Source organism: Mesobacillus boroniphilus JCM 21738, from assembly GCF_000517385.1.
Taxonomy (GTDB): domain Bacteria; phylum Bacillota; class Bacilli; order Bacillales; family Cytobacillaceae; genus Mesobacillus; species Mesobacillus boroniphilus.
In genome coordinates this window covers 1-1,972 of the sequence record NZ_BAUW01000195.1, presented here as the reverse complement: position 1 = coordinate 1,972, position 1,972 = coordinate 1, and the positions used below count along the sequence as shown (strand labels likewise).

General features: G+C 43.0%; 2 protein-coding genes. Both read left to right on the top strand.

Translation table 11 applies throughout. The annotated features are described in order from the left end of the window. Window positions 1-607 precede the first annotated feature (607 nt). Complete coding sequence (gene ltrA / locus JCM21738_RS26415; RefSeq protein ID WP_052019862.1) at window positions 608-1,465, top strand: group II intron reverse transcriptase/maturase; 858 nt, start codon at window positions 608-610, stop codon at window positions 1,463-1,465. Continuing rightward, window positions 1,458-1,934: a group II intron maturase-specific domain-containing protein gene (locus tag JCM21738_RS26410; RefSeq protein WP_052019860.1), complete on the top strand. Its 477-nt coding sequence runs from the start codon at window positions 1,458-1,460 to the stop codon at window positions 1,932-1,934. The genes ltrA and JCM21738_RS26410 overlap by 8 nt, the downstream gene beginning before the upstream one ends. Window positions 1,935-1,972 lie beyond the last annotated feature (38 nt).

Below are 1,972 nucleotides of genomic sequence, written 5' to 3'. Positions count from 1 at the left end.
GCACGCCGATGTGGCGGAAGTGCATAGCTGATGGGTAGTGCGGGTACTGCGAAGTTCCGTGCGGAGGACTCAAAGGCAAACCCCGGAACAGATGGCATTACCATGTTGGCTGGTAGGATTGGGGAACCTTGCAAAAGAAAGGAAAGCCCAATTTCCACAACTTATTCTATTAGTTATGAGGACTGGTTTCGGGGGAAAGAGAATTGACGTAACCCAAGGAGATCTCATCTTCTCCAAATTTGGTAAGCACATTTCAAAACCCGGATGGACTAGAAATGTGTTACGGAAGGTGAGAAGTCAGAGCAGGGGATAGTAGTGAATAAGCTTACTGGAAAAGCCATAAAGGTAAGTGACTTGTCACGTTGTTGGCAAGGTGAACATTGACCCAAAAGGCAGTGATTTGATGCGAAGCCCGTCTGTCCATGAAAGACAAGTAACAAGCGCTTCTGGGCTCTACATGTACTAAACAGAGAACCGAGGAGGCAAAACAGCCGTAGAATCGGGACCGAAAAGAAAGTAGGTTGTTTAGGGCGGAGTACTAACTCAATGGCCATCCAGTGAGGACATCTATTCAGATGGTCAGAAAGAATAGGAATGATACGAATACATGGAAGAAGTTAGAGGAAAGCAGGACTTGCATGCAGGTCAGGAAATTAGCAAGAAAAGAAAATGGTATAGTCTCATGGACAAAATCTGGTCTTTTCAGAATCTAGAACTTGCGTTTCAAGATGTAAAAAAGAACCGTGGTTCACATGGTGTAGACAATGTCACTATAAAGGAATTTAACTTAGAATTGGAACACAACTTAAGAGTGCTCCAAAGGTCCTTGAAGGATAAGTCATACCGGGCAAGACCAGTCAGAAGAGTTTATATACCAAAAGCTGATGGAACACAAAGACCGTTAGGAATACCGACAGTGAGCGATAGAGTAGTGCAAGCCGCTGTCAAACGGAAGCTTGAACCTATTTTTGAGAAGAAATTTCTAGACTGTAGCTATGGTTTTCGTCCTAATCGAAGTGCACATATGGCAATCGAAAATATCCGTAAGGATTTGATGGAAGGGTATACCTTTGTCATTGATGACGATATTAAAACTTACTTCGATACCATTCCGCACGAAAAACTGATCCAGCTTATTAGGGAAGAAATGGTTGACAGAAGTGTAATCTCTCTAATACTACAATTTCTTCAATCAGGAATTTTGGAGGATGGAGTAATGCATGAAAGCAAGCATGGCAGTCCTCAAGGCGGAGTCATCAGTCCCCTTCTCGCCAATATTTATCTTCATCCACTTGATGAGTTGATGACTTCAAGAGGTCATCGGTTGACTCGTTATGCGGACGACTTCGTCATCTGTTGTAAATCAAGGAAGGGAGCCGAAAGGGTTCTGGCAACTGTCAAAAAGTTGTTAGAAGAGGAACTGAGTTTGAAAAGTACATCCGGAGAAAACGAGGATAGTGGATAACACACGAGAGCCGTTTACTTTTCTTGGATATACGTTTAACAAAGGGTATTTCCACACACCCTCCGATAAAGCAGTGAAGAAGTTTAAAGAAAGAGTAAGAGAAGTAACCAGGAAGAACCTCACCGTCAACATGGAGGAGTTCATAAAACATAAGCTGAATCCAATCATCAGAGGTTGGGGGAGATATTTCGGCATTGGCTTCTCAGCAAGCTTATTCAGTTCGCTGGATGGCTGGATTAGAAGAAGGTTAAGAATGATAAAACTTAGGAGCTGGAGAAATATTAACAAGCTCCATAAGGAGCTCCGTAAAAGAAAATGGAAAGGTGAACTTCCAAAACTTAGGATGAATAGGTGGAGAAGTTCAAATACAGAACCCGTACACACGGCATTACCTAACAAATGGTTTCGTGAACAAAAGCTTGTCTTTCTCGTTGACATCTACAAAGAACTGCATCCCCAGAGGGGATAACATGGAGGAGCCGTATGCGATGACCCGCACGTACGGAT

Bases quoted from the DNA above. Each gene is read 5' to 3' on its own strand.
- ltrA (WP_052019862.1), top strand. From the start codon at position 608: ATGGAAGAAGTTAGAGGAAAGCAGGACTTGCATGCAGGTCAGGAAATT.